Here is a 25,722-nt window from a genome sequence, read left to right as displayed (position 1 = left end):
AGCTCCTGGTGATGAGAAGGCTCGATTGAAAGAGCGAGACAGCAACGTTTCGTGGCGAGCATGGTATGGCTTAGAGCGATGGAAACGACTTCGTAAGAGGGTTTGGCTACGCGATCTATACATATGCCAGAAGACAGGTGTGTTGTGCATCGGCGCTTATCCTGCTCCCAATAGCCCCGTGGCTGACCACAAGATACCGCATCGTGGCGATCCCGTTCTTTTCTGGGATGAGAACAATCTCGAAACAGTGAGCAAGGCTTATCACGATAGCCAGAAGCAAAAAGAGGAGCGGTCTCAGGGCCGCAGGTTTTGATGACTGATCAACCTAATGCTGAGGTAGAAATCGAACTAATCGATGACGTTGTCGCTTCGCTTGATAGGTTGGCGATGGCAGCCGAACGCGCTTCTGCAGCGGTACAGAAGCTCTCAACGTTCACCGACACGGTCGTGACGGTTTCGGTTGACACCGATGGTCGATCGCTAGCACACAAGATTTCGACCGTCTTGCGAAGGTGGCGTTGATTATCACCACCTCAACGATTGCTGAATGGCATCAGTCCGACAAGTTCGGTTAGATCATCATCCCTCAAATCATCTTTTACCGCCTCCCAAATATGATCAGGGATTTCGAATGGCGTTTCATCGCTGTGGTGGCTACCTGGTGGGATTTGTAGATACCCCTTAGCTGTCAAAGCTTTCGTTACTGGGTGAAAGTAGGGTGCGGAAAAGACTTTGGTCCTGTTTGCGTAAGCCCATGCCAGGATGCCCTTCTCAGGGTCCGACAAGTCTTCCAGTCCATCAATATGCGCCTTTCGCCACTGGGCTGATCTACGTTGCCTCACTGGTCTTGCGGCCACTTCAACAACAGCTTGAGCAAGCGCGGCGAGCAAGATCGCGCCGCCTATAGCCACGGCAACAAACGCCGCTCCGGGTGTCCATTCAGGCAAAGACCGCAGATACTTCGCTGTGAGTTCGAACTCGTATCCACACAAGATCGCTAAGCCTGCCAACAGTAACGCTAACGCGACGGGCCACGATGCACTTAGTAAATCGAGCAAATCTTTAAATGAAGCCATCGTCCCCGCCTCAAATCCCTGTCCAAGACAGAGAGCGACATCGCTTGGAGATGTCAAGTCACGTCTCAAACGGCGATGGGGGGGGCGTTAAAAGTCTGGAAGGCCACCCACTTCTCCACCCGCGCCCCCCACATTCGGAGATTTTTTTTACCGTGACAGACGATTTTTCCGGCAAGGATGTCGAATACGATCTGTTCGGCAAACCGATCATGCCAATCAAGGATCGGCGCGGGCGCCCATCGTTCGCGAAAAACAATGAAAATCAGGAGCTTGTGTGTCTTCTTCGGGCTGCTGGTTGGACACAGGCAAGAATTGCCGGGTATCTAGGCTGCGACGAGAAGACTTTACGGAAGAATTTTTCCCGAGAGCTTCAGGACGGCGCAGACCAGATCGAGGGCATGGCGCTTGAGGTCACGCTCAAGAAAATGAAGTCCGGCAACTCGGTCGCGATATCGCGGATCTTCGACATCATCGAAAAACAGGGCGCTCCCGCCGTGCCGATACCGAGAACTCCGGAAAAAACGCCGGATGAAAAGCTCGGCAAGAAGGAGGCCGCCGACAGGGACGCCCATACGGCGCATGAAGGCACTCCATGGGCTTCGCTTCTGCAATAAAGGCGGACTGGAATTTTTCTTGCCCAGACTGGGCGGAAAGGCTGCGCGACGGACGTCCCATTGTCCCGAATCTGCCTCTCGATCTCGATGAAGGCAATAGGGCTGTCGGTATCTTCGATAATCTTCGCCTTCCTGACGTGCCTGATCAGCCTTACATGAAGGACGCTGCTGGCGACTGGTTCAGAGATATCGTCCGCGCGATCTTCGGCTCGATCGACGAACACGGCGAGCGCCATGTCCGCAACGTCTTCGGCCTGGTTCCCAAGAAGAATTCAAAGACGACGGGCGGCGCTGGTATCATGGTCACGGCGCTGCTGATGAATAAACGTCCGCGCGCTGAGTTTTTGTTGATCGGTCCGACGCAGGATGTGGCGGACACCGCATACCAACAAGCTGCTGGCATGATCGAAGCGGACCCTTATCTGGCGAAGCGGTTTCACGCTATCGAGCACAAGAAGATGATCGTGGACCGCCTCAACAAGGCGAAGCTGCGAATTAAGACTTTCGACATGAAGGTGCTGACAGGCTCAAAGCCTGCCGGAGTTCTGCTCGATGAGTTGCACGTCATGTCGTCGTATTCATACGCTTCGCGTGTTCTGGGGCAAATCAGCGGTGGCTTGATACCGAATAAAGAGTCGTTCCTGATCATCATCACGACGCAAAGTGATGAGCCTCCATCGGGCGTATTCAAGTCGGAACTGCAATATGCGCGCGGTGTCCGCGATGGCACGATCACGGATAGCAGCACTCTCCCGGTCCTTTATGAGTTTCCGGAAGCGATGCAGACCAGTGACAAGAAGCCGTGGAAGGACCCGAAAAACTGGCACATGGTTCTGCCAAATCTGGGCCGGTCGATTACGTTGGACCGTTTGATTGAGGAATGGCAGACAGCACAGAAAAAGGGCGAAGAGGAAGAACGGCGTTGGGCCAGTCAGCACCTAAATGTTGAAATCGGCCTTGCCCTCCATTCCGATCGATGGATCGGTGCTGACTACTGGGAGGCTGCTGCCGACAAGCGCATCACACTTCAATATCTCATTGATGAGTGCGATGTCATTGCTGTAGGCGGCGACGTGGGCGGCCTGCTCGATCTGTGGGGACTGGCAGCGATCGGACGCCATAAGGTTACACGCCACTGGTTGTTATGGGCGAAAGCGTGGGCGCAGCCTTCAGTTCTGACGCGCCACCCAGAGATCGTCGAGAAGCTAAACGACTTCGAGCGGGATGGCGATCTGGTCATCTGCAAGCGGGTGACGCAGGATGTCGAGGAAGCTGCTGCGATCATCGCCACCTTGAGGGACGCTGGCAAGCTTCCCGAAACCGGTGCAGTCGGACTCGATCCAAACGGCGTAACGGCGTTGCTCGAAGAGCTGGCGGGATACGAGATCGTTGATCCGATGGTGAAGGCGGTTTCTCAGGGCTACAAGCTCTCTGCCTCCATCTTCGGTATCGAGCGAAAACTCGCTGACGGAACAATGAAGCACTGCGGCTCCGGCTTGCTGACCTGGTGCGTTCAAAACGCCCGCGCAGAGCAGCGCGGCAGTAACATCTACATTGAGAAGAAAACGGCCAGCTCCAAGATTGATCCCTTGGTGGCGGCCTTCAACGCTGGCGAACTCATGAGCAGAAACCCGGAAGCAAACGGGCCGTCAGTCTATGAAACTCGCGGCATAAGGATGGTTTGACGTGGGTTTATTCAGCAAACTGTTTGGTTCGTCGGCTCCTCAAGCCGAAGTTTCTCAGCCTCGTGCTGACTCTGGCGGGCAGGGCTACGTCACGTACTCGCTCGATGATCCTAGGCTCCTGGAGTTTCTCCGCACAGGACACGAATCCGGGTCTGGAGCGACCGTTACGGTCGAGACTGCAATGCGCAATACGTCGCTGTTTCGCGCTTTCAGCCTGATATCGAACGCGATCGGGATGTTGCCGTTTCAGCTGATCGACGAAGCCACGAAGGAGAAGGCAACAGATCATCCTCTCTACCGCGTGCTTCACCGCCAGCCCAACAACTGGCAGACAGCATTCGATTTTAGGGTGCTGATGCAGCTTCGGGCCTTGGCTCACGGAAACGCCTATGCCCTGATCATCAAGAACCAGAACATCAAAACAGGCCGCCGCGCTGTTTCTCGCCTCATCCCGCTGGATCCGGAAAGAACGACACCCATCCAGAACCCGGACTGGTCAGTCAACTACCGATATCAGCCCAAGTCGGGCGGCCAGAAACTTTATGCTGGTGAGGAGATTTTCCACCTCCGTGGAATTTCCATCGACGGCATCAACGGTATCTCGCTCGTCAAACAGGCCAGAGATGCAATCGGTATTGCTCTTTCCGCTGAGCTTGCTGCTGCGCGTATATTCAAGAACGGCTCCATGGTTGGCGGAGCGCTCGAACATCCCGGCAAGCTTTCGGATGAAGCGTTCGAGCGTCTGAAAGCCTCTCTTGCCGAAAAAGAGGGCGCGGAAAACGCCGGTAAGAACATGATCCTTGAGGAGGGTCTGAAATACAGCAAGCGCGATACCAACGCCAAAGATTCGCAGTTGATTGAAGCCCGCAAGATGCAAGTCGAGGAAATTGCTCGTGTTACCGGCGTCCCCCGACCTCTTTTGATGGTTGATGAGACCAGCTGGGGATCTGGTATCGAGGCCCTTGGGCGTTTCTTTGTTCAATATGCGCTCGGGCCATGGTTCGAAAGCTGGCAACAAGCGGCGGAGCGCAGCCTCCTCGAAGAGAGTGAGCGGGATCGTTACTCCGCAAAATTCAATCCAGGCGCGCTGCTTCGCGGCTCAATGAAAGATCAGGCCGACTTTTTTGCCAAAGCGCTTGGTTCCGGCGGTGCACCTGGCTGGCTCACGCAGAATGAGGTGCGCGACCTTTCTGATTATCCGGAAACGCCAGATGGAGACACGGTCAGTAAAGGCACGGCGAGTTCCGCCGTTCCAAAGGAGAAAAGCGAAAATGAAGCGTAGTCCTTCCCCTCGCGTGTTCGCCAAGGCCAGACCAGGCGCGTTGCCGATCCCGGCAAATCGTGACGTTTCGGCTCTGACGAAACCGAGCGTCTTTGATAAGTGGGCCGCAGAGTCAGCCGGCGTTCGCGCGGTTGATCAAGGCGATAACGTAATAACCATGTTCGAGGCGATAGGCGAGGACTATTGGTCGGGCGGCGGCGTGACGGCGAAAAAGATCGCCGCGCAGCTCAGAGCGATTGGTCCTCGTCCTGTTGAGGTCCAGATCAATAGCCCTGGCGGCGACATGTTCGAGGGCATTGCGATCTACAATGTTCTTCGGGAGCACTCGCAGCCTATCACCGTCAAGATCATGGGCATGGCCGCTTCCGCAGCGTCCATCATCGCCATGGCCGGAGATACAATCGAAATCGGGGCGGCCTCCTTTGTCATGATTCACAATTGCTGGGTCGTTGCTGTCGGTAACCGACATGATATGCGCGAGACGAGTGAGTGGCTTGAACCATTTGATCAGGCCATGGTCGATCTCTACGCGGCGCGATCAGGTCGCGATCCTAAGGAAATCGCCAAGTGGATGGATTCTGAAACTTATATGTCCGGATCTCAGGCGATCGAACGAGGATTTGCCGACAACCTTCTGGCCTCGGACGCGATGACAGTCGATGAAGACGCCAAGGCGACCGACCAGTCTATCAACGAACTGCGGGCGACGGAGATTTCGCTCGTTTCGGCGGGAATGACGCGTTCGGATGCGCGCGCCCGCATCAACAAGATCAAGGGCACGCCAGGCGCTGCCATTGAAGCCACGCCGGGCGCTGGCGACGAATGGGCCGGCGTAGCCGCGCTCGCTGCTTTACTCAAATCATAAGGAGCTTCGAGATGAAGCGATTTTTCATGCTCGTGGCGATCGTCGCCACGGCCTGCCTGACTGCTGCCAACGTTTATGCCATGGGCGAACTCGTCCAGGCTGCCGCGTCGGTTCCCGCAATTCTGCCTGCCGCTCTCGTGGCCGGCGCGTTTGCTCTTGCTGATCCCTTGATGGCTCGCCCTCGTGCGGTGTCCGCAGCGCCACGAGCCGATGCGTCGGACCCGAAAAAGATGCTGGCGGATCTCACCAAAGCCTTTGAGGACTTCAAGGCGGCGAACGATGAGAAGCTCAAGGCTAAGACTGACGATGTCGTCGTCAACGAAAAGGTTGAGCGGATCAACTCTGCTGTGGGTGACCTTCAGACCAATTTCCAGAAGGCAATTGACGATCTGAACGCCAAACTGGCGGCCGCTGACATCGGCTCGGGCGTCATCGGCGACATTCCCGCAGATCCGGAATATGTCGACGCCTTCAAGGCCCATATGCGGAAGGGCGACGTCAAGTCCGCAATGACGAAGGGTGTTGCAGAGGACGGCGGCTATCTCGCTCCGGTCGAGTGGGATCGGACAATCACGGGCAAACTCAAACTCGTCTCACCGATCCGTGCAAACGCCCGCGTGATTTCGATCACTGGCGCCGGCTTCAAGAAGCTTTTCACGGATCGTGCGGTCGGTTCTGGTTGGGTCGGTGAAACGGCGGCCCGTCCTGCGACCTCCACGCCGCAGATCGGACAGCTGGATTTCCCTCTTGGCGAAATTTACGCCAATCCTGCGATCTCTCAGCAGCTGCTCGACGACTCAGCGATCAACCTGGAAGAATGGCTGGGTGCGGAAGTCGATACCGAGTTTGCCCGACAGGAAGGTATCGCCTTCCTCTCGGGCGATGGCGTCAACAAGCCGCATGGCATCCTGACCTACGTCACTGGTGCGGCAAATGCAGCCCGCCATCCATGGGGTGCCATTCAAGTGATCAACAGCGGTTCCGCTGCGGCACTCACCTCGGATGGGTTCATCGACCTGTTCTATTCGATCCCGGCCGTTTATCGGCAGAATGCCAAGCTTTTTACGGGTCGGCTTGCGCAGGCATCGATGAGAAAGCTGAAGGATGGCCAGGGTAACTACCTGTGGCAGCCTTCGTTCGCAGCCGGCCAGCCTGCCACGCTCGCCGGGGAATCGATCGTTGAGATCCCTGACATGCCGAACGTTGCGGCGGACGCGATCGCAGCGCTCTACGGCGACATGGAGGCTACGTACCTGGTCGTTGACCGTGTCGGCATCCGTGTGTTGCGTGATCCTTTCACCAACAAGCCATTCGTTCACTTCTACACCACGAAGCGCGTTGGTGGTGGTGTGTACAACCCCGAGCCCATGCGCGCACTGAAGATCGCAGCGAACCCGTAATTGCGGCACTGGCGGCAGCGAAATCTGCCGCCTTCCATTCTGGCTTCAACAGAGGATAGCGAGATGACTACCAAAAAGACATCGACGGGCAACGCTACCACGGTCAAAACCGTGGCAAAGGCGCCCACCGCCAAGACGGATAAAAACGCCCCGGCGAACATCAGTCCAGCAACGGAGTTTTCTCCCTCCGGCGCACCAAACCAGACGGTTCCCGATGTGGATCCTGCGCATGTCGCTGTGGACGCAGACCCGCGCAAGGGCACATCGGAAACGCAGAACCGCATCGACTTCAACGACCCGACGATTTCGGGTCAGGAAGCCGTTTCGAAAAACCTGAACGCCAGCGAGTAGGTTGATACCATGGGAAATGTCGTCGTCCTCACGACCGGGCCGCTGTACACCCTCGATGAGGTGAAACAGCATCTTCGCGTTGACGTTACGGACGACGACGCTCTCATTGAGGCTTACATGAGCGCTGCGGAGGCTGCGGTTCTTCAATACTGTAATCTCTCTTTGGTGCCTCTCGGCAAAGAGGCAACGTTCAAGGTCGCTGCCCTGATGTATGTTGCAGCGATGTACGAGAGTCGAATGGGGTCGGCGCCTCTCCCAAAGGCTAGCGCTACTCTCATTGATCCATATCGTTGGTTGAGGGTCTGATCATGGAGGCCGGTGATCTCGATCGTCGTGTTACTTTCCAGCGAGCGACAGATGCGATCAATGAATTCAATGAGCCTATCCAAACTTGGTCCGATCTTGCGACCGTTTGGGCTAGGCGTCGGGACGTTAGCGATGGCGAAAAAGTTGCTGCTGGTCAGGCTGGCGCAACGCTGATGAGCCGCTTCGTCATTAGGTCGAGTGTTGCCGCGCGCAGGATTGCGCCGACCGATCGCGTTCACCATGACGACAAGATCTGGAATATCATCGGCATCAAGCAGGCTGATGAGGGGCGAAACCGCTTCCTTGAGATTACCGCAATCACGAGTGTGGATTAATGGCAAAGCAGACAGTGACCATAGACGGCCTGAAGGAGCTCGATCAGGCTCTCTCTGCTCTCCCTCGATCAGTCGGAAAGAAGGTCGCTCGCGATGTCCTGCGGGATGCCGCCGAGCCTATGGCGCGCGCCGCCAGACAGCTTGCACCCCGTGATGAGTATCATCTTTACGACAGTATCGATGTCTCGACACGGTTGAATTCTCGTCAACGCTCGCTCCATCGTGACGAGGTCACCCCGTCATTTCAGGAAATGTTCGTTGGCACCAACAATCCTGCCGGCGTGCAGCAGGAGTTCGGAAATGAGCGTCATGGCGCCCAACCGTTTATGCGCCCGGCGTGGGATGCGGAAAAAGTGCCGACGTTGAACCGCATTGCCAACTCTCTCTGGTTTCATATCGAGAAGGCAGCACGCCGACTGGCCCGAAAGAAGTAGGGAAGACCCATGCAGGAATTATTGGCGAGCCTGCTGGCGCCTGTCGCTGGCGGAAGGCGATATTGGGTGCGCGCTCCTCAGACGGCCGCGCGGCCCTACGTCCTGCTTCAGGTGATAAGCGCGCCTGAGAATTATCATATGCAAGGCGCGTCCGGATATGTGCCAATCCGTGTCCAGATCGATGTTTATGCAAACACCTATACTGAGGTGACAGCGGTTTCACGACAGATCAAGGGCATTCTTTCCGGCCACGTGTCCGGTCCGATACAGGCGGTCTTCATCGAAAGCGAGAGAGACCTTCCTGCCGCAGATGCGGGAGACGTCAATAATCTCTTTCGCAATTCCATCGACGTTATCATCCACTATGGAGAACCATCATGACCGACGCCCGCATTGGCTATGGCACAATCTATGAAATCTGGGACAAGAGCCTGACGACGCCGGCGTTCGTCGAGGTGGCTGAAGTCATCAACGTGACGCCCGGCGAAGCAACTGCCGATCGCATCGATGCCACTCATATGCAGAGCCCGAACCGTCGCCGCGAATACATTTCCGGACTGATCGACAACGGCGAAGCTTCTTTCGAAATCAACTGGGTCCCTGGCAGTGATACCGACGTGATGCTGCGCGAACTCTTCGAGTCCGGCGAGAACGTCAATCACCGCATCACGTTCCCAGGTGCTGACCCGCGCGTCACGGTTACTTATGAAGCGAGCATCATCGGCTTTTCAAAGGCGATACCGATTGACGATCGCATGACCGCAACCATCACGGTTGCTGTCTCTGGCGCCGAAACCTGGGGGACGGCTGCGTAATGGCAAACGACATTAGAGGAGAAGTCGGCTTCAAGGCGCTGGAAAAAGACTGGAAGCTGAAGCTCGGAAACGGCGCTATTCGCCACGTCGAAAATGAAACTGGGAAGTCCTTTCCGCAAGTCGGGAAGGAGTTGTCCAATAGCGAAACCGCGTCGATCTCGCTGCTGACGCAGGTTTTCCACGCCGCCCTGATCCAGCATCACCCCGATATCACCATTGAAGGATGTGATGACATTATTGATGAGATCGGCCATGAGAAAGCCGGCACGCTTCTAGGTAAAGCTTTCCAACTGATGCAGCCAAAGGCTCCGAAGGGCGGTGATGTCCGCCCCAGGAAAGCGACGGCTGGGTAGACTGGCCGTCGCTGATTTCTTTGTGGATCGAGGCCGGACAAACCTATGAATTGTTCTGGGACCTGACGCTCTATGAGGTCAGTCTTGTCATCGAAGGTGTGACAAGTGCCCGAAAACGGGAGCGGGATGAATATCTCTTTCTTGCGTGGCACACGGCCTATCTGACGGCCTATGCTCCGGAAAAATCCACCAGCTTCACCAAACTGGAAAAGCTGATTGGTGGTCCCCCGGAACCGACTGGGCGAAGGATGTCGTCCGAGCAGATAGAGGCGGTCGTACGCGGATGGCTCGGATCTCCCAATCGAAAGAACAGGTAGAAACATGACGAACGCTGTCATCGGCGCGCTTCGCGTCAATCTGGGTCTAAATACCGCAGAATTTGATGAGGGCTCAAAGCGCGCCCAGGCGCAGGCCGGAAAGTTCGGTGCGGCAATCAAGACCGCGTTCGTTGCGGCAGCTGCCGCAGCAGCTGGGGCGCTTTCGGGTCTCGCTGTCGCTCTCGGCAGCACCTTGAGTGCAGTCGACGATATCGCAAAGCGCGCCCAGATCTCCAATACGACATTCGAGGATTTCCAGCGCCTTGAGTTTGCCGCCCGCTCGGTCGGTATCGAGGGAGACAAGCTTGCTGATATCTTCAAGGATGTGAACGACCGGATTGGTGACTTCAATCAGACCGGCGGTGGTCCGATGAAGGACTTCTTCGACAATATCGCTCCGAAGGTCGGCCTGACGGCTGATGCATTCAAGAATCTGTCGGGACCGCAGGCCCTGCAGCTGTATTATGACAGCCTCAAAAAGGCTGGCGCCAATCAGCAGCAGATGACCTTCTATCTTGAGGCCATGGCCTCTGATGCGACCGCGCTTATCCCGCTGCTGGAGAAAGGCGGCGAAGGGTTCAGGAAACTAGGAGAGGGTGCCTCGGTCATCTCCAAGGAAACGGGTGAGAAGCTGCGCGGCTTCAATCAGTCTGTACGGAATGTGGGGCAAGCGATCAGCGACGTGGCTCTTGCTGCTGTCGCTTCGCTGGCGCCGGCACTCGTCGTGATAGGTGGCGGTATCGATGCATTTTCGAAGGCGTTGCGCGATCTGATCCGGTATCTGCCGACGGTCGCTGAGTATGCTGCGGTGGCCGGTGGCGCACTGGTTGCGATGTTCTCGCCTGTAATCCTGTCCGCCGTGGGCAGTCTCACTGTAGCGATTGGATCTGGCCTAGTCGGCGCGATCCGGCTGCTCACCGCTGCCATCGTCTCCAATCCTCTTGGGGCGCTTGCCGTGGGGATTGCGGCGGCAGTGGTTGCCATCTATCATTTCCGCGATGAGATCCAGAAGGCTCTTGGCGGCGACGTTGTTCAAATCGCAAAGGATGCCGCGAATTTCGTCATCGGATCGTTTGTTGCTGCTTTCGAAGACATAAAGTTCGTATGGCAGAGCTTTCCGAATATCATTGGAGCTGCGGTAATCGGTGCGGCTAACCTGGTTATCAAGGTCGTCAATGATATGGTGAACGGCGCGAAAATGGCCGTGAACGATCTTATTTCTGCCGTCAACAATATTCCCGGCGTAAGTATTGGAGCGCTAGCGACGGACGGAGCGACTGTCGACGAGATCACCAATCCCTTTGCTGATGCGCTTTCCGGGGCGGTCGATCAGAGAAATGCCGCAGTGAATGCGGCGCTCAACCACGATTATATCGGTCAACTGGGGAAAGCGTTCGAGGGTGCGACTCCTGCCGCCGTCAATTTTGGCAACGCGATCGGCGGTGTGAATAAGGAGTTGGCCGCCGGATCCGGTAGTGAAGGAAAGAAACGCGGCAAGACCGAGGCGGAGAAATACTCTGAGATCGTTGATCGTGCCAACCGGCGTATCGCGAGCCTCAAAGCAGAGCAACAGGCGATCGGCCTGACGGAGGAGGCTGCTGCCGCGCTCCAGTATCAGACGGATTTGCTCAATATGGCCCAGCAACGGAGCATAGAACTTTCGTCGGCTCAGCGAGCAGAGCTCACCGGCCTTGCCGCGTCGATGGCGGGAATAGAAGTCGCAACGACGAAAATGCGGGACGCATTGGATTTTGCGAAGGATGCCACCAATGGTTTCCTGTCGGGCTTCCGGCAGGGCATTGAAAATGGCGAAGGTCTTTGGAAGTCGTTTGGAAACGCAGCGCTCAACGTTATCGGAAAAATTGCTGATCGGATCCAGACGCAGTTGGTTGATGCGCTGTTCTCCGCAGGAAGCCTCTTTGGGGGCGGATCCAAGAGCGCTTCTGGCGGCGGGCTTCTGGATGGCCTTTTTTCGGGCTTGGGAAAAATCTTCGGCTTTGCACGGGGCGGAAGCATTCTTCCTGGTGGGGCGGGTGGAATTGATAGCCAGCTCGTAATGTTCCGTAAATCTCCGAATGAGCGAGTCGATATCACCAAGCCGGGGCAAACTCTTCACGGCGGAGGAGTTGGTGGGACTGTAAGTGTCGTCGTCGGCGTCGACCAGAACGGTAACCTGCAGGCCTATGTCAACGAAGTGGCGAGAAGCCAAGCCATAAAGGTTTCGACGGCTGTAGTCGCGCAAAACAACAAGAGCCAACAAAACCTTTATCAGAACGGACAAGCGCAGAATGGTTGATCCTATCACGCTTCCTGCTGTTGGCTGGAGGAAATGCACGTTCGATCCGGTGCAGCCTCGCAGCACCAACCGGATGGAAGGGCGCCGGACAGAATCTCAATCGTTTGGTACCTCGTACTGGAGGGCGTCCTATCAGGCAACCTGGCTCGAAAAAGACAGCTTCGGCCTGATGGATGCCTTCATGATGCAGGCCGGTGACGACGGTGAGACATTCCTCGGCTACGATGTGTTTCGCCCACGGCCGATCGCCATGGATACGGGTTCCCCGCTGTCCGGAACGAAGGCTGGTGGCGGCGCATTTAGCGGTGATGGCTTCTTGCAAGCTATTACCGGCACGACCCAGTTGAACGTTGGCGGCCTGCCTGCAGCGTTCGTATTCTCCCCAGGGGACTATGTCGAGCTTCGGATGTCGATTCTCAAGCGTTCGCTCCATCGAGTCATTGCGGCAGCTACGTCCGACGTGAACGGATTTGTTACGCTCAACGTGCGCCATCCAGTCGACAGGGGGCATTTCACGTCGAGCGCGACAGTACATTTTGAAAAGCCGTCATGTACGATGCAGATCGACCCGGACAGCTACTCCGGTGAAAAGGGGTGGGAGAGTCGGGAACCATCATTCAGCGCGACGGAGGTCTTCGTATCATGAGAGATACCCCAGAAACGTTAGCCGCTTCGGACGCTCCCTGCTATGTCGATATCCGATACAGCGCGGCAAATTTCGATCCGTTTGAGCATGTTAGGCCAAGGGTCGAGGAAAAAATAGGGCAGATTAATTCGGTTATCCCTGAGGACACGCGGGACCCGGTTTTAGCGGAGCGCAGAGCATGCGCCATAAGAGCCCTGCAGCAGATGGGACCGCACTACATGTCGGTGTCGACGGCAATTGCCATCGCTGATGCTATAATGAGGCGGTGCGATGAGCCTTGATCCCGTAGTCACAGCGCAGCTTGAAAAAGGCAGGATCGCTCGCCTCGACCTGATCCGCTTCGATCTCCCCGGGAAAACGGTGGGTTATCATCGCGGCGGCCGGTCCTACACATACAACGGCCTCCTGTATCTGCCGAACCGGTTCTTGGGTATCGGCAGCATGACGTCGGCGGTTGGTACGGCAGTCACGACGCGCACCATCACGTTCTCGGATATCCCCGTCACCGATCCTGACGACGCGGTGGCGAGGATCGAGGAGTTTCAATATCAAAACTCGCCGGTCATCATCGCTCACCTATGCGGCGTGCCGGATACAAATGTGGTTCTGGGTATCCTCGCATCGTCCATCTACGAGATCGACCAGGTGCGTTACAACAAGGGTGCCGTATCGGGCTCGGAGCGCACATTGACCATGGAGATCGACCTGCAGCCTCCGGGGCGCTCGGCGCGCGGCTCCACGGGCGTCAAGCGATCGATCGCAGAACAGCAATTCGACAATAGCCCGACAGACACCGGCCTCGAATACGTGGCCACCAATGCCAGCATTCCTGAGGAATGGGGCCAGAGGCAAGGCTGACCAGATGAACCGTTTCCGTATTGTCGAAGCTACGCTAACCGCGGAGCTGGCGAAGCCGTATGCCTATGGCACAGCCGACTGCTTCTTCTTGGGCTGCGCAATGATCGATGCGCTTACAGGCGCGGAGACGGCCAAGAAGTATATCGGCAGCTACAAGACGCTCGCAGGCGCTCAGAGAGCCCTCAGGAAGCGCAAACACAAGTCTCTGGTGACATTCTTCGAGGCCGAACTGGATCAGCCCTCTAAGGGCGCTGCAGAGGCAAGGCTGGGCGATCTCGTTATTCTTCGTCTCGCTGATGGCGCCGAGCATGTCGGCATCTGCCTCGGAACTCGATTCGTCACAAAAACACCGGACGGCCGGCAGGATTACGGCCTCGGGGAAGTTATCGCAGCCTTTCATATCGGATAATCGTCAATGGCAATTTTCTCACTGATTGCTGCCGGAATAGCCTCTCTTTTTGGTGGTGGCATTCTCGGCACACTGATCAGCGGTGCACTTGCCTTTGGCGCCAGTCTCGCATTCAGCTACCTGAAGCGCCCTAAGAAGCGTTCCTACACTGCGGTCCAAGGCGAAACGCAGTATGGCGGCGACATCGATGTCCAAGCTCTCTATGGCACTGGTAAGACCAAGGGACAGCGCATCTATTATGCGAAGTGGGGACAGGGCAATAAGTACAATGCCGACGTCTTCGTGCTGGCTAACGGCTGGTGTGATGGCCTCGAAAACTATTGCTATGCATACGGCGAACGACGTGGACTGATCCAGGTCGGCAATGTCGGCGGCGAGGCGGCTCATTATCATGTCGATGGTTTTGGCGATAAGGTGTCGGTCCGGTTCTACGACGGTCGACCCGGGCAGCCAGTAGACGCAAAGCTCGTTTCGGATACGGCTACGGTCGGCAACACATGGAAGAGCACCAGCGTAAACGCGGGCCTCTGCTATGTCGTGGTCGAGCGCCTCTACGACAGTTCCGTCTTTGAAAAAGGGAAGCCCGATTTCGAATGGGTACTCCGTGGCTTGCGTGAGTATGACCCGCGCAAGGATTCGACTGTTGCCGGCGGCTCTGGGCCACAGCGTATCAACGATCCCGCAACATGGGTCTTCACTCGCAACCCCGCTGTGCACCGCCTGAATTATCAGCTTGGCCTTCGGGCGATGAACTCCGGTCGCACGCTGATAGGTGAGGGCAAGTCACTCGGCCAGTTGGACCTGTCGACGTACTTCGTCGCCATGAACGTCTCCGACACGGCGAAGAATGGCAAGCCGACGTATCAGTGCGGATTGTGGGTCAACGGTAGCGACGACCATACGGAGGTTCTGAAAGAGTTCGAGGACGCGATGGCGGGCTACGGCCTGAACCGTCGTGGGCTGTCTGGCGTCATCGCCGGAGCGCCTCAGATTCCGGTTCTCGAGATCACGAAAGACGACCTCGATATAGGTCGAGACAGCGAATTCCAGTTCCGCAAGTCTGCATTCGAGCGGTATAACCATCTCTCCGGTCAGTTCCTGTCGATTGATGACCAGTGGAACCCTCAGAGCCTGAAGCCGGTCTATTCGAACGCAGATGTGGCGGCCGACGGTCGCAACCGGCAGACCAGCAACGACTTCTTGCAGGTCACCGATCCAGACATTGCGCAGTATCTGCTCACGATCCGGTATCGACAGAACCGGATGGGCGGCACCGCTTCTCTTCCTGTCAGCCTACGGGTAGGCCTGAAGGTGCAGGAGGGTGAATGGGTCGTCTGGAACGGACGCACGTGGATGATTTCGGAATGGCTGTGCGACGAGAGCTTCAACATCACGCTGAGGCTTTCAGAGACCAGCGCGGATATCTACGATGATGGCGGGATTGATCCGGGCCCGGTAGTCATACCGCCGACGCCTCCGATTAACCCGTCTATTCTGACGACGGTCCAGAACTTCGCCATTGAAACCGGCATGATCGAAGGTGCCGAAGGGTTTCAGACCCCCGCGCTTAGGTTCATCTGGGATTCGCCACAAGACCCGTCAATCGTTGAGGTCGTGTTCGAATACCGCATCAGCGGTGAGACGACGGTATATACCGACGTTTGTAAAGACCCGGAGGCCGGAGAATATCGGACATCTAAGGATGTGATTTCGGGTGTTTTCTATAACGCTCGGGCCACCATTCGTACGGTTCCTGACCGGTTCAAAACGTGGACGCCATGGGTCACCTCGGCCAATATTACCGGCAATCAGACGGTTTATGCCGACATTGATCTGTCGAACATCGAGGATGCCCTTGGGTGGCTGCGCAACAGCACCAGAACCGCACAGGATGCCATAGACGGCCTCATAGCTGGCATGATGGAATTGGCGACGGTTGCCTATAAGGACACCCGCAATCTCGCCAGAGAACTGTCTGTGGAGCTTGGCGCGGCTCGCGCTGAATATCGAGAAGATTTCCAGCTCGCCGTGAATGAAACCATGGCCGTCGCCGGCAAGGTGGAAAGCCTGACGGCGGCGCTGGGCGGCAATACCGCATCAATCAACATCGCTTGGGCTGCGGTTGCGGCTCCAGTTGGCTACTCGGCGCGCTACGGCATCACGGCAGCCGTCAATGATGAGAACTATCGATCGGCGTCGTTCCTCATGGACGTGCCGTCGAACCCAGCCAATCCGACGCGCATCATCATGAAGGCCGGTCAGGTCGTAATGGTGAGCGATGACGACGCCACTATAAAGCGTCCGTTCGTATTCCAGTCTGGCGTTCTTTATCTGGATGAGGTCAAGGTCAACCAGCTCTCCGCCTTGTCGAGCGTGCTGGGCAACGTCGATATCTCAAATGCCTATATCGGGACGTTGACAGTTGGGACATCTAACATTGATCCTGGGGCGATCACAAACATCGAGTTTGCGGAGAGCGGGACTGTTTCAGGATCGAGTGTTTTCCTCAACATTGTTGCAAATCACGGAGTAGGCTCACCGAAAATCAAGGTGGAATTTAGGGGGCTGCTTCGTACCAGTGCCCCCAACACTTCACTCCAAACGGCGGTGGAATTGCGCGATCAGACCGGAGGGCAGGTCCTCGCCTCCGTGGGCGTGCTCGCACAATACTCCTCGCCGGGGGCGGGGCAAATAGTTACTTGGTCTAAGCTTTTTACCCCTCCTTCCGGTCGAACACAGACGACCTTCCGCGTTGAATTTGGCGGCGGTGGATCGAGTGAATGGAGCGGGATGGAATTGGTCGCTTACACTTTCAAGAGGTAATCATGACAACCGGCAACACGATGCAGGTCGACGCTTCTGTCATCCTGCAAGAGGCGGAAGTGCGCGAAGCGTTTCTCGTCAACCGCACGCTTCTGCTCTCGCAACAGCTTCTTATGCAGAAGCAGGAAAACCAGATCCTTCTTGACAAGATCAACGGGCTTGAGGCCGATCTGCGCCTTGCGAAAGGTGAGGGCGATACCGTCGACACCGGTAACGGAGCATCCGAATAATGGCTAACACCACATGGTACGGCGACGGCACGGCTACCGTCGCTGTCGGCTCTCGCACTGTGATGGGCACGGATACCGGCTGGCTGACGGAAGTTGCCGGCCTGACGCCAATCAAGGTTGGTGACAAGTTCGGCATTCATGTTGGACGTCCGATCGTCATCGAGCAGATTATCAGCGACACGGAACTGTTGCTTGCTGATGATTGGCCCGGTCCAGCCCAGACGGACGCGCCTTACAAGGTCGAACTGACATCGCCTACGATTGCCGCTGTTGAAGCTATGCGCCGGCTGCTGGCTTCGTTGTCGAATGGTAACCTCGACAGTCTGTCAGAAATTACCGTTGGCACTGACGATATCCCGATCGGTATCGGGCCGGGTGTCTTCGGCACCATCAACAAGGCGGCTCTGGTTCAGGGCGTCCAGTATGACGCTTGGGTGGCGAACCTTGCGGGGAGGGCGGCTTACAACGGTGCTGCTGCTGGCTTCTCCGTTCTCGTCATCGATATCGGGGATGGCCGGTCGGCGCTCTATTTCAAGAACTCGGCAACCTCTGGCGACTGGAGCGCACCGTCCTACGTGACTGGTCCTGTCGGTCCCGCTGGCGTCAATCAGCGCGGCAACTACAGCGCAGGCACGGCCTACGCGATCCGCGATATCGTGCAGTACGGCGGATCCACTTGGATCGCCAAGGTGGCAACCACGGGTAACGCACCGCCCACACTTCCAACGACCGAGAACACGCAGTGGCTCTTATTCGCTCGCTCCGGCACTCCGGGTGTCGTTGATCGCGGCGCTTACAGCGGCGCTGCGGCATACGAAACCAATGATATTGTTCTTAACAACGGCTCGACGTGGATTGCGCTGCAGTCCACGTCTGGCAATGCGCCGCCTGTTTTGCCGACCGAAAGCGACGCTTATTGGCGGCTGCTGGCGCGTAAGGGGATGGACGGAACCGGGACAGGTGATGTTGTCGGCGCCGCGTCCGCAGTAGATGGGCAGTTCGCTATCGCCAACGGTACAACAGGCAAGAGCATCAGGTTTTTGACACCGGCACAGGCAAGTCAGGCTCTGGGCGGATGGGAGCCAATCGGCTTAATCAATATTTCCGGTATATCATCCTACATTATAAGAAACCTATCTTCGTTTACTATGCTTAGGTTTACGACGAGCATGATCGCTACGGCGGGGGCTTATTTCGTAATTCAGGTTTCTTCCGATAACGGCGATAGCTTCCTTAGTGGTGCGCTAGATTATCAATTCACCACGGGTGAGGCCCTTTACAATGGATCGACTACGACCAGCACTCCATCGAGTTCTTCGTTTGCGGGAATATATCTTGGTGGCGGTGAGTTTTTTGGAGTCACTGAACTTGGCGGATTCAACAAGGACGTCGTTATGTTTTCAACGGGAAAATATGTGAGGCAGGACTCCTCGGGAAGAGTAGCTGGGTCTATGGGTAGCAGAACATCGACATCAAATACAGCAAGGAACGCGATAAGGATTCAATCGTCATCGCCCGCTTTGTATGGGCAAATTTTGCTTGAGGGGATTCGAGGATGAAGATTGCCTTTTTTGATGCCGAGACCGGCGAAAGAGTTTGCCGGGATATGACGGCTGAGGAAATAGCCGAACTCGAAGCAATCCCAACCCCTCTACCAACCATCACCGACTACGAAAACGCCATCCAGAACCTTGTCGACAGTACGGCGCGTGAGCGTCAGTTCCGCGACGGCGTGACGTTGGCCTCCTACACGGCGTCAACCAAACCGAAGTGGGCCGCAGAGGCTCAGGCTTTCGTAGCGTGGCGCGACAATGTGTGGTCATACGCTTACGGCGAGTTGGCCAAGGTTCAGGCGGGTCAGCGGCAGCAGCCGACCGTCGAGCAGTTCCTTGGCGAGATCGCGCCGATTGCTTGGCCGGTAGCGTAATTCGGCACCCATAACCCACAATCAGGTGGAAACCAGGCGGGAACCTTCGCTACTTATAGGCTCGATAAGTGTTCCCGCCCCAAAGCCGTTTCTCGGGGTAGAGCTTTTGAGCCTTCTTAATTTCTGCATCGAGCTTCGATTTTAGCTCCGGATCGGAGACGGCAGCGAAAAGATTGTCATCGAGGGTTTGCCCTTTAGGAAGGGATGCCTTCAAATCGAGTGACGTTTTAAGTGCTTGGTTCACGCAAGTCGCAGCACCCACGATGTTTTCAGCATTAAGCTCGATACATTTGTCCTTCAAAGGCTGCGCCTCTTGTGGATAGATCGCAGAAAAGGCATCGAGAGTTTTATAGGCAACGTCTGCGTCTGGAAGGCAAGCGGCGACCTCAGTGAAAGCTTTTCCTCCGGCTTTGCAAGATTCAATTGCCCTCGCATCGGCTTCGGCATGCGCAATGCTCGACCCCAAGGATACCGACAATGCGATCGCAAGTTTACATTTCATAGCTTATCCCTCCAAGACATCGCCCGAACAAGACGTTGTCCAAGGCCGAGAGTCAACCTTGGTCGCAGGGTAATCAGGCTCCCGTAATTGACAAATAAAGAAGCCCGTCGCTCCTCGTAAGCGACGGGCTCCAATCCCGTTGCCTCGTTACATGGCGCGGCGTTCACCTATGGCGACCATCTCGTTCGCCGTCAATCAATAATCAGGAGATTATCATGGCTCGGGAAACGCTTCCCGTCGCTCTCGACCTTATGTTTGGTCACGAGGGCGGCTACGTGAATGCGAAGACGGATCGGGGCGGCCCGACCAAATTTGGCATCACCCACAAGACGCTTGCGGCTCATCGTGGCGTTGCATCTGTCACGGCTGAACAGGTCAAGGCGATGACGCGCGAGGAAGCTACGGAAATCTATCGCCGGTCATACTGGACGCAGAGCGGCGGCGATCTGTTGCCGAAGGGCCTCGATTACGCTGCCTTTGACTTCGGTGTTGGCTCTGGCCCGGCAACCGCAGTCCGGCGCCTGCAAAAGGTTCTCGGCGTTCGCGAGGATGGCGTCGTGGGCGAGCAGACCGTGGCGGCCGTCAAGGCGTACCCTGGTGGCATCGCCAAGCTCATCCACGCCTATTGCAACGAGCGAATGGCCTATCTTCGCAGCCTGACCAATGCAAAGACCGGCTTCCCGGTCAATGGCCGTGGCTGGACGATCCGTGTCACCGGCAAGGACCCAAAAGGGCAGTGGGCCGATCAACTCGGTGTTGTCGGCAATGCCGTCCGCATGGCCACGCTTAGCGTCGATATGGTGAAGAACGTTAAAGTGCCGGAGGAAGGCGAGGCAAAAGCCGATGTTCGCGACACGGGACTTATCGAGGTGATCAAGAAGCCGGAAGCGTGGGGACCGCTTGGCGGCTTCCTGTCGGCGGCCGGCGCAATCTTTGCCGGATCTGGCCCAGTGCAGTGGGCACTCGCAGCGCTAATGATCGGTGGCGGCATCCTCGGCTTCATCTATCTGGTCAAGCGAGTGAGGGCAGCATGATCCTCCATTGGCTGAAAATCGCCGCCATCGGCGCTCTGTGCGCGTCTGCGCTGGGTACTGCTTCGTACCTTGCAGGCAAGCGCGTCCAGCGCGCCGAGATGGCAACAGAGACACTGACGAAGACCGTCCAAGTCCTCCAATCAAGGAACGATACCAATGTGGAAATCACTTCTTCCGCTGCTGCTGAGCTGTGCGCTCATTACGGGCTGCCAGACGAAGAACGTCTCGAATGTGTGCGCCGGGTGGAGCAAGCTTCAGCCGACGCTCGAAACAGCAGTAAAGATCACAACGGACGATCGGCAGTTCGCTAACCAGGTGGCAAGCCATAATGCGCATGGAAGCCGCCAAGGGTGCTGGAAATGAGCGCGCCTGGTTACAGGGGCGTTGGGATGTGGGTGCGCATCCAGCATCGCTTCGGCCCGAGAATGACCGAGTGGTTCATGGCGATGCACATGATCGGGTTCGGCTGGGTTCTGCTCTTGCCGACGCAGACATTCAATCTGCCGCAGTTTCACACCTTCCGCGAGCTGTTCCCATCGGAACCGTTCCTCGGCTGGCTCATGGCGATCGTCGGATGCTTGCGCATCATTGGCCTGGTCATCAATGGCGCCAAGGAGAAGGTAACGCCCCAGATCAGACAGTTTTCGGCTGGGGTAGGCTGCATCATCTGGACAGGCATAACATACGGCTTCGCATCCTCTGATGTCGTGAGCACGTGGATCGCCATCTATCCGCTTTTTGCTTTTGGCGAGCTCGTTAACATAAACCGCGCCGCTCGCGACCAAGGGGAAATCAGGAATGGAACAGCTGGCTAATCTGCCGACGCCCGCTCTCATCACCTTCGGCGCAACTCTCGCAATAATCTTTGGCGTTCGGTATCTCGGGCTTTGGCAAGGTGCTAAAGCGGCTCCTGCCACCTCACCAGCGGCCGCGCAGGTGGCGGCGGTCATTGTGGACCCGACAGCCCTCAACAACGCCACGCGGGCGCTTGAGGCGCACACCGACGCTGTTCATGAAATGACTGAGACCATGAAAGACTCGGGCCGGTCTTTTTCAAATATGGCAATCGAGATGGACCGTATTCGTGAAGAGCTCCGCATCCAGCGAGAGGTTGCTAGAAGGCCTTGAACATCTTGCCGCAGCCAGTTCGTACATCGAACATTTTGTAAACGGTTCGCCTGTAGGCTTCCCACATGAAGAAGCCCAGAACCTCAAAGCCTCTTCTGAGGCACGACGAACCCCTCCGCTCTCGGCCACGGCGTCGTCGGGACCCGGCCCAGCCGGCGTTGCCACTGGAGCCGATGCCGGCGCGTATCGAACCCGCCCTTGCGCTGCTGAAACAAAAGCCGCCTAATGGCGACAAATGGGGATGGGAAATCAAGTGGGACGGCTACCGGCTCGCGGTTCACGCCGATGCGAGTGGCGTGCGAATACTGACACGGGGCGGTTACGACTGGGCGGCGCGCTTCCCGGCTATCGAGCAGGCTGCCCGCGACCTTGGCCCTGCATCATTCATTATTGATGGCGAGGCAGTTGTCCTGGACGAACAAGGGCGCTCTGACTTCAACGCGCTGCAAAATAGCTTAGGTGCCGTTGGCGCTCGCAGCGGAAAGAAAGTGGCCGGGGACGCCATTCTCTATGCATTCGACCTTCTGTATCTCGACGGCCGCGATCTGCGCGAACTGCCGTACCGCAGTCGCCGGCACCTGCTTGAAGAAATGCTGACCGGCGTCGATGGCGCCATCCGACTATCGGAAGAGGTAGAGACCGACAATCCCGGCCTGATGCTGGAGCACGCCTGTCGGCTCGGGCTGGAGGGCATCGTCGGTAAGGATCGAAACAGCCCCTACCGGAGCGGTAGAACTGGCGACTGGATCAAGGTGAAGTGCGTCCAGTCGGAACCGTTCATGATCGTGGGGTATGAGCCCTCCATGTCCGCCAGCGGCGGCTTTGCATCGCTATTGCTGGCCGCATATGAGGGTGATGAACTGCAGTATGTCGGTAGCGTTGGGACGGGCTTTAAGGAGAGGGCGGCAAACGAACTCCGCCGCACGCTCGACAAGCTCCCATGGCGTAAGAAGAAGCCGCCCGTTGTCCATTCCGGCCGGCGCGAGGTCGTTTGGGTGCAACCGACGCTTATTGCGGAGATCGAGTTTCGGCAGATGACGCCCGATCGCAAACTGCGCCATGCCGCCTATAAGGGGCTCAGGGAGAGACAGGATAACGCAGACGTGTACCGTCTTGATTAAACGCCGCCGTTTTTCGTGTAGGTTCGCCCCATGAGCGAATTCAGGATAGAGCCGATCACGATCCTTTGGGGTGCTTTCGAAACCCTCGAAACCGTCACTGATCTTGCACGGGTTCTTCTTCACCAATGGCCCGGCAGCACAGAATCGCAGGCGTACGTTACTGCTCTGATGGTCTGCGCAGCGGTTCTCGAAAACGGGCTAGACGACCGACCTGAAGATGCGCGCCTCGCTTTTGTCGAAGCCTCTCACGAGGCCGGTCTATCAGTCTCGCCAGATGATGACGGTCTCGGGTTTGACGACATAGGCACCTAGGCACGCTGGGCGATGATCTTGTGCGGGTAGTGCTCCCAGCAGTGCCAGGATGATTTCTCGGCCTTCGACCGGCTGTAGCCGAACCCACCCCACTGCTTGCAGCCCGGATGCTCGCACCAGTGGTTCTCGTGAATGCCGTCGCCCGCTTTGTTGGTCTGGTCGCTCATTGATCAGCCACTAGCTCGCGCAGTCGCCAGCCTCCGGGCGGTGGAGAGGACTTCAACTTGGTGGCGCGTTGCGTAAGCTTCGCTGCGGCGATGATCTTCGCCTCCCGTTTCGATGTCGCCTGAACACTCACGACCCACCGGCCGGATTGAAAACGGTAGGGCTTGGGCTTGGCGCCGTCGACAAATTTGCATCCTGCGACGAAAGCAAGGCGCATTCTGGCTTTGTCCTGCTCGGTTACTCCCCTCACAGTCTTCCACCAATTTTCGAAATTTTGATCGATCTCACTTTTCAGCATGTTCCTATTATGTTCTTGTCTGCGCAAGAGTCAATCGGGCGGGAACATAACGCGCATGCGGACCGATTGCGGACCGTTTTGCTTGAATTTGCCGGAACTCAAGTAGAACAAATATGCCCGTGTGCCCCGGGAAGGCTGGATTTTCAGGAAGCAATCGCCGTTCGGGACGTGGGGACCGCACTAGATTGAACTATCGTCATCTGGTTGCTGATTAGGATCGTATTGCAACATCTGCACATAGTCGTCGAGTCTACCGATAGCGACCTTGCTGCCGCCCACTTTTATGAAACGGTCACTTCCCCCGAGATAATCCGCGCTGAGGCCCAAGAGCGCCGCTGTCGTAATGATTTCTGCGCCGCTCTTACGCGTTTCAGGATGCTCCAGGTATTTTGAACATCATCGCCATCTCACGGCAAGTTCACTCCGATGAACCCAAGCGCCCATTTTAGGCTGTCATAACCCTCTCTCAGCTTTGGCAACACGGAGATCGCGCTTCCTACTCCACTAGCTAGCGCCCTCAGCTTCGAGTTGTTGGGGCGCTCTTTCTGGGCTTCAGCCTTGGCCTCGGATACAAGCTCCACAATCTCGTCATCTGCATCGCCCGGGTTTTTCGCGAGCAAATCTTGGATTTTCGATAGTGCGGCGATGATCTGCTCTCTTGCCTCGGTGTCAACGATCTGGTTTGCGACGCCAAAGCTGCCTGCACCGGTTTGAACGAGACCGACTGAACCGTTGAAAACGTACGAGTCCTTTTCACCTGGCCTAGCCGCATCTGATTTCCGGGAAGCGTTTGATGCGGCTATCAAATCTAGCTCACCCGAGACTCTTCTTATTTCTAAATTGGCGGCGCTCCGATAGTCCTCGAAAAACGCATCTGTCGCGTGCGGAGATTTCAGAGGCGGCATCTGCTTTGCGAGTGCCAACAATTCATTCTCGCGCCTGCGAATGTGTCGGGTCAGCAGGTCTTTGGCGGCGTCCTTGTTGCTGTCATCTAGTTGCACGCCGTGAGCTGCAAGTGACCGCAGGAGGATTGTTAAAGCCGTCTGGGCTTCCAGCGGCAGTGCATCGCGAATGTTTCTAACAACAGCGATTATCGCGGCGGAACTGTGGAGCGCTCCTCTCGCCACTGCATCATTAACCGATTTGGTCATAGCCTGTTGGGTCAGTCGATCAAGCTTCTCTGACTCCACACTAGACAGGTCTTCGTAAATTCTTAGCGCTTCGGCGTTCATGGCGACTTATCCTCCGTGTGCCTTAATTTGCTGCCCAGAGCGCACGACCTGCAACGCATCATTGAGGCTTATCCACAAAGACCGTTTTCTGTGGATTTCATTTTACAGTACTACCTTGACACAACTGGAAACGTTGGGCGATTTTAGGCTAAATTTTACAAATTAAGCCTTCCTACGCACCTGAAATAATTGAAAGTGCGATGGGATTTGTAATCAGGGGGTCGCGGGTTCGAACCCTGCCGGGGGCACCAGTATTTTCAAGGATTTGGCCCGTCTTTCATACGCACTGTACGACTGATGTTCGTGCAGCGGCTATGGCTTTATGTGATAGAGCTTGTGCACGATCGTCCAGTTGCCGTCGTGCTCCAGCAGGGACAGATATTCGTAAAAATCCATACCGTCGAACCGGGTTGTCAGCTTTACCGAGGCGCTGTCTCCCTCCTTGTCGATGCCGAGGATTTCGAAGGCGGGGTCGTGATCGGGAAGGCCGCGTTCGGTTTTGCGGACCTGATCGACAAAATCCTCCAGAGACAGCCATTCAGTCGCGCCTTCGAATGTGCCGACGATGCTGGCGCGCGGGTCAAAAACATCGCGCATCAGGCCTTCACTCGCATAGGCCATGGCGTGCACATAATCCGTCACGGTCTGGGTAATGGTTTGCGGCATCGGATCGTCCCTCCCTCGGATCCAAAAGGGGAGCTTACACCCCTTGGCGACATTCCACCATAACCTCCTGAAAATGCGCTTGTTCGGGGCACGTGACGATCTCTCGTGGCGGCCCGTGCTGGAGGCGGTTCCGATGCCGGTCGACGTTTTGCTGCCACTGTCCACAATTTTGTCCCGGCTGTCGTTATAGTCGCCTTGGGTCCGACAAATTTCGGCATCAAGGGCTTTTTCGCCAGAGAGAC

General features: G+C 56.6%; 33 protein-coding genes. 27 read left to right on the top strand and 6 right to left on the bottom strand.

The window, feature by feature from the left end; genetic code table 11:
- Positions 1-533: 533 nt before the first annotated feature.
- Positions 534-1,076, bottom strand: a complete 543-nt coding sequence (locus BTN45_RS08740; protein ID WP_207587259.1) for a hypothetical protein — start codon at positions 1,074-1,076, stop codon at positions 534-536.
- Between the two features lie 152 nt (positions 1,077-1,228).
- On the opposite strand from BTN45_RS08740, the gene BTN45_RS08735 reads away from it, so the two are divergent.
- The 21 genes from BTN45_RS08735 (at position 1,229) to BTN45_RS08635 (ending at position 19,022) form a co-directional block, all read left to right on the top strand.
- Positions 1,229-1,690, top strand: a complete 462-nt coding sequence (locus BTN45_RS08735) for a helix-turn-helix domain-containing protein (protein WP_207587257.1) — start codon at positions 1,229-1,231, stop codon at positions 1,688-1,690.
- Positions 1,669-3,375: a terminase TerL endonuclease subunit gene (locus BTN45_RS08730; protein ID WP_207587255.1), complete on the top strand. Its 1,707-nt coding sequence runs from the start codon at positions 1,669-1,671 to the stop codon at positions 3,373-3,375. The genes BTN45_RS08735 and BTN45_RS08730 overlap by 22 nt, the downstream gene beginning before the upstream one ends.
- 1 nt (position 3,376) lies before the next feature.
- Entirely contained in the window at positions 3,377-4,657 is a 1,281-nt protein-coding gene (locus BTN45_RS08725; protein WP_281434733.1) for a phage portal protein, read from the top strand.
- A 157-nt stretch (positions 4,658-4,814) separates the two neighbouring features.
- Positions 4,815-5,522, top strand: coding sequence for a head maturation protease, ClpP-related (locus BTN45_RS08720; RefSeq protein ID WP_246751635.1), 708 nt, complete (start codon positions 4,815-4,817; stop codon positions 5,520-5,522).
- 11 nt (positions 5,523-5,533) lie between these two features.
- Positions 5,534-6,922: a phage major capsid protein gene (locus BTN45_RS08715; protein WP_246751634.1), complete on the top strand. Its 1,389-nt coding sequence runs from the start codon at positions 5,534-5,536 to the stop codon at positions 6,920-6,922.
- A gap of 63 nt (positions 6,923-6,985) precedes the next feature.
- Positions 6,986-7,273 (top strand): hypothetical protein, encoded by a 288-nt coding sequence (locus tag BTN45_RS08710; protein ID WP_246751633.1) that lies wholly within the window; start codon positions 6,986-6,988, stop codon positions 7,271-7,273.
- Positions 7,274-7,282: 9 nt separating this feature from the next.
- A complete protein-coding gene (locus BTN45_RS08705) occupies positions 7,283-7,579 on the top strand; it encodes a head-tail connector protein (protein WP_207587251.1) in 297 nt (98 codons plus the stop codon).
- A gap of 2 nt (positions 7,580-7,581) precedes the next feature.
- Positions 7,582-7,914, top strand: coding sequence for a phage head closure protein (locus BTN45_RS08700; protein ID WP_246751632.1), 333 nt, complete (start codon positions 7,582-7,584; stop codon positions 7,912-7,914).
- Positions 7,914-8,348, top strand: a complete 435-nt coding sequence (locus BTN45_RS08695) for an HK97-gp10 family putative phage morphogenesis protein (protein WP_207587249.1) — start codon at positions 7,914-7,916, stop codon at positions 8,346-8,348. Before BTN45_RS08700 ends, BTN45_RS08695 begins: the two co-directional genes overlap by 1 nt.
- Positions 8,349-8,357: 9 nt before the next feature.
- The gene (locus tag BTN45_RS08690) at positions 8,358-8,729 is read left to right on the top strand and encodes a DUF3168 domain-containing protein (protein WP_207587247.1); all 372 of its coding nucleotides are present in this window, start codon (positions 8,358-8,360) and stop codon (positions 8,727-8,729) included.
- Positions 8,726-9,163, top strand: a complete 438-nt coding sequence (locus BTN45_RS08685) for a phage tail tube protein (RefSeq protein WP_246751631.1) — start codon at positions 8,726-8,728, stop codon at positions 9,161-9,163. Before BTN45_RS08690 ends, BTN45_RS08685 begins: the two co-directional genes overlap by 4 nt.
- Positions 9,163-9,516 (top strand): hypothetical protein, encoded by a 354-nt coding sequence (locus tag BTN45_RS08680; RefSeq protein ID WP_207587245.1) that lies wholly within the window; start codon positions 9,163-9,165, stop codon positions 9,514-9,516. The genes BTN45_RS08685 and BTN45_RS08680 overlap by 1 nt, the downstream gene beginning before the upstream one ends.
- 20 nt (positions 9,517-9,536) lie before the next feature.
- Positions 9,537-9,833, top strand: a complete 297-nt coding sequence (locus BTN45_RS08675; protein WP_246751630.1) for a hypothetical protein — start codon at positions 9,537-9,539, stop codon at positions 9,831-9,833.
- Between the two features lie 4 nt (positions 9,834-9,837).
- On the top strand, positions 9,838-12,129 hold the full coding sequence (locus tag BTN45_RS08670; RefSeq protein WP_207587242.1) for a hypothetical protein: 2,292 nt from the start codon (positions 9,838-9,840) through the stop codon (positions 12,127-12,129).
- Entirely contained in the window at positions 12,122-12,775 is a 654-nt protein-coding gene (locus BTN45_RS08665; RefSeq protein ID WP_207587240.1) for a hypothetical protein, read from the top strand. The genes BTN45_RS08670 and BTN45_RS08665 overlap by 8 nt, the downstream gene beginning before the upstream one ends.
- A 270-nt stretch (positions 12,776-13,045) precedes the next feature.
- The gene (locus BTN45_RS08660) at positions 13,046-13,633 is read left to right on the top strand and encodes a DUF2163 domain-containing protein (RefSeq protein ID WP_207587238.1); all 588 of its coding nucleotides are present in this window, start codon (positions 13,046-13,048) and stop codon (positions 13,631-13,633) included.
- Positions 13,634-13,637: 4 nt separating this feature from the next.
- A complete protein-coding gene (locus tag BTN45_RS08655) occupies positions 13,638-14,042 on the top strand; it encodes a hypothetical protein (protein ID WP_207587236.1) in 405 nt (134 codons plus the stop codon).
- Positions 14,043-14,048: 6 nt separating this feature from the next.
- On the top strand, positions 14,049-16,865 hold the full coding sequence (locus BTN45_RS08650; protein WP_207587234.1) for a phage tail protein: 2,817 nt from the start codon (positions 14,049-14,051) through the stop codon (positions 16,863-16,865).
- A gap of 2 nt (positions 16,866-16,867) precedes the next feature.
- Positions 16,868-17,095, top strand: coding sequence for a hypothetical protein (locus BTN45_RS08645; protein ID WP_207587232.1), 228 nt, complete (start codon positions 16,868-16,870; stop codon positions 17,093-17,095).
- Positions 17,095-18,654 (top strand): fusion protein, encoded by a 1,560-nt coding sequence (locus BTN45_RS08640; RefSeq protein WP_207587230.1) that lies wholly within the window; start codon positions 17,095-17,097, stop codon positions 18,652-18,654. Before BTN45_RS08645 ends, BTN45_RS08640 begins: the two co-directional genes overlap by 1 nt.
- On the top strand, positions 18,651-19,022 hold the full coding sequence (locus tag BTN45_RS08635; RefSeq protein ID WP_207587228.1) for a hypothetical protein: 372 nt from the start codon (positions 18,651-18,653) through the stop codon (positions 19,020-19,022). The genes BTN45_RS08640 and BTN45_RS08635 overlap by 4 nt, the downstream gene beginning before the upstream one ends.
- A 49-nt stretch (positions 19,023-19,071) precedes the next feature.
- Here the strand turns inward: BTN45_RS08635 and BTN45_RS08630 are convergent, their stop codons facing one another.
- Positions 19,072-19,524 (bottom strand): hypothetical protein, encoded by a 453-nt coding sequence (locus BTN45_RS08630; protein WP_207587226.1) that lies wholly within the window; start codon positions 19,522-19,524, stop codon positions 19,072-19,074.
- Between the two features lie 215 nt (positions 19,525-19,739).
- On the opposite strand from BTN45_RS08630, the gene BTN45_RS08625 reads away from it, so the two are divergent.
- The 6 genes from BTN45_RS08625 (at position 19,740) to BTN45_RS08600 (ending at position 23,119) form a co-directional block, all read left to right on the top strand.
- Complete coding sequence (locus BTN45_RS08625) at positions 19,740-20,558, top strand: glycoside hydrolase family 108 protein (RefSeq protein ID WP_207587224.1); 819 nt, start codon at positions 19,740-19,742, stop codon at positions 20,556-20,558.
- Complete coding sequence (locus BTN45_RS08620) at positions 20,555-20,869, top strand: hypothetical protein (RefSeq protein ID WP_207587222.1); 315 nt, start codon at positions 20,555-20,557, stop codon at positions 20,867-20,869. The genes BTN45_RS08625 and BTN45_RS08620 overlap by 4 nt, the downstream gene beginning before the upstream one ends.
- Before the next feature lie 78 nt (positions 20,870-20,947).
- A complete protein-coding gene (locus BTN45_RS08615) occupies positions 20,948-21,373 on the top strand; it encodes a hypothetical protein (RefSeq protein ID WP_112668420.1) in 426 nt (141 codons plus the stop codon).
- Positions 21,357-21,686 carry a hypothetical protein gene (locus BTN45_RS08610; protein WP_207587220.1) on the top strand — a complete coding sequence of 110 codons (330 nt, stop codon included), beginning with the start codon at positions 21,357-21,359 and terminating at the stop codon, positions 21,684-21,686. The genes BTN45_RS08615 and BTN45_RS08610 overlap by 17 nt, the downstream gene beginning before the upstream one ends.
- Positions 21,687-21,751: 65 nt before the next feature.
- Positions 21,752-22,807 carry a non-homologous end-joining DNA ligase gene (ligD, locus tag BTN45_RS08605; RefSeq protein ID WP_207587218.1) on the top strand — a complete coding sequence of 352 codons (1,056 nt, stop codon included), beginning with the start codon at positions 21,752-21,754 and terminating at the stop codon, positions 22,805-22,807.
- Positions 22,808-22,837: 30 nt separating this feature from the next.
- Complete coding sequence (locus BTN45_RS08600; RefSeq protein WP_207587216.1) at positions 22,838-23,119, top strand: DUF982 domain-containing protein; 282 nt, start codon at positions 22,838-22,840, stop codon at positions 23,117-23,119.
- On the opposite strand, the gene BTN45_RS08595 is transcribed toward BTN45_RS08600, so the two are convergent.
- The 4 genes from BTN45_RS08595 to BTN45_RS08580 form a co-directional block, all read right to left on the bottom strand.
- Positions 23,116-23,286, bottom strand: a complete 171-nt coding sequence (locus tag BTN45_RS08595; RefSeq protein ID WP_207587214.1) for a hypothetical protein — start codon at positions 23,284-23,286, stop codon at positions 23,116-23,118. The genes BTN45_RS08600 and BTN45_RS08595 overlap by 4 nt on opposite strands.
- Positions 23,283-23,582 (bottom strand): hypothetical protein, encoded by a 300-nt coding sequence (locus tag BTN45_RS08590; protein ID WP_207587212.1) that lies wholly within the window; start codon positions 23,580-23,582, stop codon positions 23,283-23,285. The genes BTN45_RS08595 and BTN45_RS08590 overlap by 4 nt, the downstream gene beginning before the upstream one ends.
- 407 nt (positions 23,583-23,989) lie before the next feature.
- Positions 23,990-24,814 (bottom strand): hypothetical protein, encoded by an 825-nt coding sequence (locus BTN45_RS08585; RefSeq protein ID WP_207587210.1) that lies wholly within the window; start codon positions 24,812-24,814, stop codon positions 23,990-23,992.
- Positions 24,815-25,126: 312 nt separating this feature from the next.
- Positions 25,127-25,480, bottom strand: coding sequence for a nuclear transport factor 2 family protein (locus tag BTN45_RS08580; RefSeq protein ID WP_207587208.1), 354 nt, complete (start codon positions 25,478-25,480; stop codon positions 25,127-25,129).
- Positions 25,481-25,722: the final 242 nt, after the last annotated feature.

This window comes from Rhizobium sp. ZX09 (assembly GCF_017357485.1).
GTDB classification, from domain to species: domain Bacteria; phylum Pseudomonadota; class Alphaproteobacteria; order Rhizobiales; family Rhizobiaceae; genus Agrobacterium; species Agrobacterium pusense.
The sequence above is the reverse complement of the archived record's forward strand: the minus strand, read 5'-3'. Positions and strand labels throughout refer to the sequence as shown.